Below are 1,888 nucleotides of genomic sequence, written 5' to 3' on the forward strand. Positions count from 1 at the left end.
GCCCGCGTGGCGGCATAACCCACCGCATCGACCACGACACCATACGCTCCCGCAGCCTCCGCCACCGTATGCTGCCCGCAGACATCCTGCAGATAGGCGCGCCGCGCTGCATTGGGCTCCACAATGGTGGTGTCGGCCAGTCCCTGGGCCTTGAGGGCCAGGCTTGCCGCCAGTCCGATGGCCCCGCCGCCCAGGATCAGGGCGCGCCGGTCCGCACCCGCATGCAGCGCCTCCAGCCCCAGCCGGATCGCATGCCAGCTGACTGCCAGCGGTTCGGCCAGGGCGGCATGATCCAGATGCACGTGATCGGGCACTTCGATCAGGTTGGCCGCAGGCATGGCCACAAACTGGGCAAAGGCTCCCTCGCGCGGCGGCATGGAGATGATCTGGCGATCCGGGCACAGGTTCTCGCGGCCCGTGGTGCAGGCACGGCATTGCCCGCAATGGACCAGCGGATTGATCGTCACCCGCGTGCCGTCGCGCGCCCCGCCCATGATCACCCCTGCGGCCTCGTGGCCCAGGATCAAGGGGGCGGGCCTGCGCGCGTCATGGCCCAGATAGGCATGCATGTCCGACCCGCAGATACCCACCGCATCCACGCGCACCATCTCGTCACCGGGGCCCGCCACCGGGTCGGCCGCATCGCGATATCCAAGGGTCTCGACCCCGTCATAGATCAACGCCTTCATGGCTGGATCCTCTGGTTTTGTGGTCTGTGTCCCGCCCGTTCCATACGTATGCGCATTGGTACGGGGTGCCGGGGTAAGGTCGTCAGGTCAGTATGTCCGGGCGCGCTCATTTGGCCGTAAATCCCCCGTCCACCATCAGCACCTGGCCCGTCACATAGGCCGAGGCGTCCGAGCACAGGAACACAAGCGGGCCGTCAATATCCTCCAGCCGCCCGTTGCGCCCGATGCAGGTCTGCGCCGCATTGCGCGCGGCGCGCTCGGGATCATCAAAGACGGCCGCCGTCAGTTCGGTCGGAAAGAACCCCGGCCCGATGGCGTTGGCGGTGATCCCGCTGGCCGACCAGGCCTCGGCCATGGCGCGGGTCATCTGGGCCACGCCTGCCTTGGTGGTGCCATAAGCAATGCCGCCCGGAAAGGCGCGGGTGGTTTGCAGGGACGCAAAGTTCACAATCCGGCCCCAGCCACGTGCCTGCATGGCAGGGACCAGAGCCTGGGACAAAAAGAAGGGCGCCGTGAGGTTCAGCGCGAGCGTCACGTCCCAGCCGTCAGCTGTCACATCCGATGCCGGTTCCCGCGTATTGATGCCCGCCGCATGGACCACGATGTCAGGTGCGCCAAAGGGGGCGGCGATGGCCGTGGCCACCTCTGCCAGCCCGTCCCGGTCGCCCAGATCGGCGGCCACATAGGTCGCCCCGTCACCCGCCGCGGCCTGCCAATCGGCCAAGGCATCTTCGCGCCGGGCCACGCCCACAACGCGCGCGCCCGCCGCCAGCAGCGCATCCGCCGCCCGCCTGCCCAGGCCCGCACTGGCCCCGGTGACGCAGGCCACGCGGCCGCTCAGGTCAAAAAGGCGCGCGGGGTCCGCCATCACCCATCCGCCGTCAGGTCGAACTCTTCATCGGGGAAGTATTTGGCCAGACGCACATCGGCGGCCCGCGCGTGCCCCTCCATCCCTTCCAGGCGGCTGATCCGGGCCGTGGCCTCGGCCACCGGCTTGGAGCCCTCCCGCGTCGCCCGCTGCCAGGTCACGATCTTCATGTATTTGTGAACCGACAAGCCGCCGGTGTAATTGGCCGCGCCGGAGGTCGGCAGCACGTGGTTCGTGCCCGACGCCTTGTCGCCATAGGACACGGTGGTCTCTTCGCCCAGAAACAGCGAGCCATAGCAGGTCAGCCGGTCCAGCCACCAATCCAGATCCT

3 protein-coding genes are annotated in these 1,888 nt (G+C 68.2%); all 3 read right to left on the bottom strand.

The window, feature by feature from the left end; translation table 11 throughout:
- On the bottom strand, positions 1–689 hold a 689-nt coding region (locus Q1A44_RS21815; RefSeq protein ID WP_299629539.1), incomplete at its 3' end, for an alcohol dehydrogenase catalytic domain-containing protein.
- Positions 690–795: 106 nt separating this feature from the next.
- Positions 796–1,557, bottom strand: coding sequence for an SDR family oxidoreductase (locus tag Q1A44_RS21820; protein WP_299629542.1), 762 nt, complete (start codon positions 1,555–1,557; stop codon positions 796–798).
- Positions 1,557–1,888 (bottom strand): histidinol dehydrogenase (locus tag Q1A44_RS21825; protein ID WP_299629544.1); only part of this gene is annotated, 332 nt, incomplete at its 5' end. The genes Q1A44_RS21820 and Q1A44_RS21825, both read right to left, overlap by 1 nt.

The organism is uncultured Tateyamaria sp., assembly GCF_947503705.1.
GTDB lineage: Bacteria > Pseudomonadota > Alphaproteobacteria > Rhodobacterales > Rhodobacteraceae > Tateyamaria.